2 protein-coding genes and 1 pseudogene are annotated in these 5,768 nt (G+C 37.7%); all 3 read left to right on the plus strand.

The genetic code is table 11. The features are described from left to right. Nucleotides 1-1,207 (plus strand): radical SAM/SPASM domain-containing protein (locus tag HEP82_RS19600; protein ID WP_192459584.1); only part of this gene is annotated, 1,207 nt, incomplete at its 5' end. Nucleotides 1,208-2,261: 1,054 nt separating this feature from the next. Next, nucleotides 2,262-4,895 (plus strand): hypothetical protein, encoded by a 2,634-nt coding sequence (locus HEP82_RS19605; protein WP_192459585.1) that lies wholly within the window; start codon nt 2,262-2,264, stop codon nt 4,893-4,895. Further along, nucleotides 4,892-5,768, plus strand: a pseudogene (locus HEP82_RS19610) (hypothetical protein); the annotation flags it as partial. The gene HEP82_RS19605 and the pseudogene HEP82_RS19610, both read left to right, overlap by 4 nt.

Below are 5,768 nucleotides of genomic sequence, written 5' to 3' on the forward strand. Positions count from 1 at the left end.
GTTTTATTCCTTTCTTGAACGTGATGGATTTATTGTAACGGGTAACACAATTCAGGAATGTGAAGAGAAAGATATCCGGTTTTCGTATAAAAATTTAGATCTTGAAAAAACAAAAAAACTTTCTTCATCGCTCATTATCTATCCTGGGAAATCTACTCAAGATTTTTTAGAGGAGTATTTTAGTGGTAAGCCGCAGCTCACAGCTTTACATGTTGAGATCACCAGTAAGTGCAATGAACGATGTATTCATTGCTACATTCCTCATGAAAATAAAAAAAGTGGAATAGATTCTGGTTTGTTTTATGATATTTTAGAAAAATGCAAAGATATGAAAGTGCTACATTTGACACTTAGCGGTGGTGAACCAATGTTACACAAGGATTTTTGCGATTTTTTAAGAAAGTGTAGAGAATATGATTTTTCAGTAAGTATTCTAAGTAATTTGACTTTGCTTAATGATGAAACTCTCAATGAAATGAAAAAAAATCCTCTCCTGGGGGTTCAGGTCTCTTTGTATTCTATGAATCCAGATATCCATGACGAGATAACTAAAAAAAAGGGAAGTTTCGAAAAAACAAAGAGTGCCATTTTGAGATTGATCGAAAATAATATCCCTTTGCAAATAAGCTGCCCAATAATGCAACAAAATAAAAATTGCTATAATGAAGTGATAGAGTGGGCGGCAGGCTATAATATTCATGCTGGTGATGATTATGTCATAATAGCAAGATATGATCATTCAACAGGGAATTTAAATTATCGTCTTTCAGAAAGTGAAGTGAAAGATATTATTATGGAAAAAATAGCCAGTGATGGAGATTATATCAGAAAAATAAAATTTGAGTCTGAAAATAAAAAGATACTCACACCAAATGATTTTGTCTGTAGTGTTTGTAATTCATCAGTTTGTATATCAGATAATGGAGATGTATATCCTTGTGCTGGATGGCAGGATTATATTGTGGGTAATGTAAAAGAAAACTCTCTGAGCGATATTTGGTACAATTCAAAAAAAATTAGATATTTAAGAGAGCTGCGCAGGCATGATTTTCCCAAGTGCCTACAATGTACTGATAAAGAGTTTTGCACTATGTGCATGGTTAGAAATGCAAATGAGAATCCTCTTGGCGATCATCTAGCAGTTAATCCATACTTCTGCAATATCGCCAGGTTTCATAAGGACATGACTTTACAACAGGAGAAATAGAGGCAAATATTTTCTTACCACGGTCCTTGTATGCTCACTATACGCCTTGGGGAGAAGGCAAGAGGCTCAGATACTGAGTCCCCTGTGGCAGGGGCGTTAGGGAGGCAATGTGCGAATTAAATTCGTTGAAATTACGAATTTTCGAAAACTGAAGTGCATGCATTTAAACTTCGATAAAAAACGACGATTCTTGTTGGCGCTAATAATAGTGGCAAAACTTCGGCAATGCTGGTGCTACAGTACTACCTTCCTCTCTGTGTTAAAATGCGCTGCTGAGCACCAGCTATTCGAAGTCCCATCGGCTTACGCCTCTTTGTTCGCCCCCTCGATGGAGGAGAATGAGTAGGTCAATGGTGATGATGATCCAGATAGCGAAAAGGAGTCAATAGGACAATCATTTTCGAGTCTTGAGTCTTTGCGAGAATTTTTAGAAATTCCGTACAACCAGATGATTACATTCACAGAATATGTCAGTGACCGTAGGCTGTTCGGAACCCTACAGGGTGTGAAAGGCCTTGAGCTTGAACGTTTGCTAGTGATCCTAGATGGCAGCGATGCGCGAGGGATTTTTATTTCTCTATGACAAGCTATTCGAGGCCAAGCCTTTGTTGGATAAGGACTGCAAGCTTCTTTTAGATGCAACGGATAGCGGAATCATATGCAAGCGCTGTACGTGCACTTGGGTAAAAAAGTTTGGCTCTGCTCGCTTATACCGAAAACCTTGATGCTCTTATTGCTGCGGCGGTTTGTAACCATTGTTCTACTGTCGATGAGATTGAGTGGCTATGATAAACAGCCATTAGGTTGCTTATCCCTCTATATGACAGAAATTTGGTCGTTTGTAACGAAACAAAATTGTCAGTCATGAAAAGTTGTGTTCGACAGCATTGCTGCTGAAGTATTTTTTTATAGCTGCTCCGTGCCATCGGAGGGGATTGCGCGAAGGACGCTTTTTATCCAATTTATCTTTTTTATGATTTGAATTTGAGAATGAAAAAATTAATGTTATATAATAAGATGTTGAAATAATTTAATAATCACGTATGGGGGTTAAATGAGCACTCAAGATACCGCGATAGTAATAAATGTTGATGAATGTAATGGCTATATAGCAATGGGGCCGGATGAGTTAATACACCAGGATATATATAATAATCTTAAACTGGATATCAAAAGCGCTATACTTCAAACTAAAAATAAAATCCCCCTTGGCAATAAAACAGTAACTTCAATCAGTAATATTGAATATCCTCCCAGCAGTGGGTTAGTTTATTTTATAGATGGCTCGCGCGGAGCAGGTAAAACAACATTTTTACGTACGGTTTATGAAAGTCTGCCTTGCGAACTTTCTAGAATGGATGAGAGTAGTAATAGCGTTAAAATTTCAAAGCTTGATTATATTGATCCAACTCGTCTGGAAGCATGTGAAAATTTATTATTGAATGTGTTGAGGGCACTTAAGGCAATAGTCGATAATAGTCATGTATCGTTAGATAATGAATCTCTCAAAAATAATTTCCGTCAAGCTTTTAAAAAGCTATCCGGTGGTCTAAGCCTCTTTCGTAATGGTCATGATCAGTTAGCGCATCTTGATCCGGAGTTATTTTTTGATAGAGGTCTAACACGGGCAGAAGATAGTCGGTCGTTAAGGAAGTATTTTCATCAGGCCATCGATATTGCTTGTCATTTATTGAATATAGATACATTAATGTTGGCCTTTGATGATGCAGATACTAACGCCCAACATGCATTTCCATTATTAGAATGTATTCGAAACTATCTGGATAGTCCTCGTCTTCTTATCTTGGTTACTGGCGATATGGAATTATATTCACTATTGGTTAGAGATAATTTTTCCCGACGACTACCTTCAGTTGAAAACAAAAATAATTATGGGCGAGAAGAGCAACGCTTAAGAATGCTTGATCATTTAGAAGATCAGTATGTTTTAAAATTATTTCCATTATCACGTCGTCAACATTTAAAAACACTTAATAGACTTTTTGGAAAGGAATATGATGAACACACCCCATCAAACTATAAAGTGATTTCATGTCAATGGAATAATGTAAAGCGTGAACCTATCAAAGTCTTAGATGAAATTATTAGTCGTGGATTACGTATAGCATCTCAATCAGATATCGAATTGTTCAGAACGCATTTATTAAAGCAACCGTTACGCTCAATATTACAAGTACTACAAGGGTGTGCGCCTCATCTGTCAAAATCTGACGATGATATAAATAAAGAATGGAGTCGTGAACTATCTGATGCATTAAGGGAATCGTTAAGAGCAATGGCTCAGGGAAGCTTATATAAACACGGTGTAGTGGTTGACGAACTAACAGCTAATTATCTTCCTACTCTGTCTAAAGCTGTTTTCGATTTATGCTGTCAGGACGGAGATGTTGATACTGCAGCCTATTTAAGACCTCAGGCAAGTAGTGATGACCTTAACAATTGTTATTTGGCCCTAGCCGCAGAAGTTGCTGGGCAATGTGCAGAGTCTGCATCAGCATCTCTAAAGTATATGTTGTCAGGACCAGGAAATGTTACATTATGGGGAAAAGAAAAACGTCGTATGTCTGACAACATTAACCATGACTTACTTTACAGGCAGTTTAGGCAGTACATGGCTATAGGTAGAAACGAAGATGCACTTAACTGGGCTAGACGTGCAACTGCAGTACTTGCAGCAAGACATCCTTCACAAGCGAAAGCTCCTGTTGTTGATTTTGGTATCATTGGGCTAAATAAGAGAGAACCTGATGAAGCGAGGGGGAGAGGTGAAGGCTTTGGTACGATAGATAGTATATTAAATGTCAATTACGGTAGCGATAATAATGGTTATCCTACTCTCGCATATAGCCTTTTAGATGTATCCAGTCAGAGCAGTCGCTGCTACTCATCTATATACAATACACTTGGTTTAGTTGAACGTCTTTTTGGTGCACGTTCTCAGGAAGAAGTATTACGTCGCCTAAAAAGTACCTACCCGCAGCTTAGCATCAGTAGCCCAGATTGGGGTGGAAGCATCGATACAATGTCTTCTGAGGAAAATCCACAAACAGATAGTGAAGGTACGGTTAAAGATAGTAGCAGTTCAAATTCTGAGAAGATTTTAATTGATGCGATACTCGCGTGGCAAGAATTAAATAAAAACTCATTTAAATCATTTGCACCATCTTCTGTTTTACTTGGGAAAATTTGGATAAGAATTTATTTTAGTCTTGAGAAGTCCTCAGATCGAATTCGTCCCGGTTTGTTGGGCGGAGGAAAAAATGTTGATGATATTATGGAAATTAATGCGGCGTGTTTGATAAATGCTTTTCTCGTGGAAGAAGCTGACCATAATTTAATAGATTATGATATTTCACCTGATCGTACAAACCCACTAACCTCTGCCCTCGATATATTCAAGAAGAAAAAAGATTTTTTGAAAAATAATAAAGATAGCCTCCCTCTTACAACTCTAATATCAAGCTGTCCGATTGTTCTCGGCCTTCTGAAAAAAGAATCAAGAGACATAATTAAAGATGCCTTATCTTTGGGGGATAAAATAACTAACATCCCAAGTGCTGAGCTATCTGTCAAAGCATTTATCGCTGGCCGATGGCGAAAAACAGAATCGGAACCAAAATCCCGAGGCAGAGCTAAAGCTAGTGTCAAAACTGGAGATGACGAATGACCGTTAGATCATTATCAACTTCTGCAAAGTTAGGGTGTGACTTGCTTTCAAGTCATCGAATACTTGCGCTTATAGAAAATAATTCATTTTATGCCCCTCTAAATGAAGAAAGAATCCGGGAAGAGTTATATCTTACCCATCAACCCTGGGCAGCAAGAGAACCCGACCATGTTTTTAGTAGAGCTCTAGAAGCCTGGAAATTATACCGTAGGCCAACGGATAGCTCTCCACTACAGTCTGCTCTACGTTTCATCGTTAAAGAGTTTATAACTTCTCGTCATGGTATTTTGCGAGTTAAACTCCAAATGTTCGGTATCTGGCAGCAAAGTATATTAAGTCGAGTCAGTGGTATACCCGTTCAAGCAGCTGCTTACCTTTGGCCTCAAAATGATTATTACCTAGATCAACTAGCACTCCCCGATCAGTTCACTGATATATTACCTAACAGCAGGTTAAATTCTTTACTATTGCCATTTGATCCCTTAATTGAAGAGTATTTTAACAGGGAGGGATTACATGAGACTCATTTGCACTTAAATGGCAGTACTCATGCCGAACTATGTTGGCTTCGTGCAATAACAGAGCCTGAAAAAGAAACTAATGATTTCTGTAATAAATATAACGATACTCAAAGTAATACATCACGCTTGAGAGAATTAGCTAAAGCTGTGCAACCTAATTTTTCCACATCCTTATTTCGAAAACAATTACATATAGCTAAGCAACTAAGAAAGTATCTAATTTCAGCAGCTTTTAATTGTCTATCTTCTAATGATACACTTCCCAAAAACTGTGAGGATGTTTTTTCACTGGCATTATTAAACCATGAGCCCAGCAAGTCACATAATGAACCAGAGTATAATACATTTATTC

It is taken from the genome of Musicola keenii, assembly GCF_014855505.1.
Taxonomy (GTDB): domain Bacteria; phylum Pseudomonadota; class Gammaproteobacteria; order Enterobacterales; family Enterobacteriaceae; genus Musicola; species Musicola paradisiaca.

Excerpts from the sequence above, each read along its gene's own strand:
- HEP82_RS19605 (WP_192459585.1), top strand. The coding sequence starts at position 2,262 with ATGAGCACTCAAGATACCGCGATAGTAATAAATGTTGATGAATGTAAT.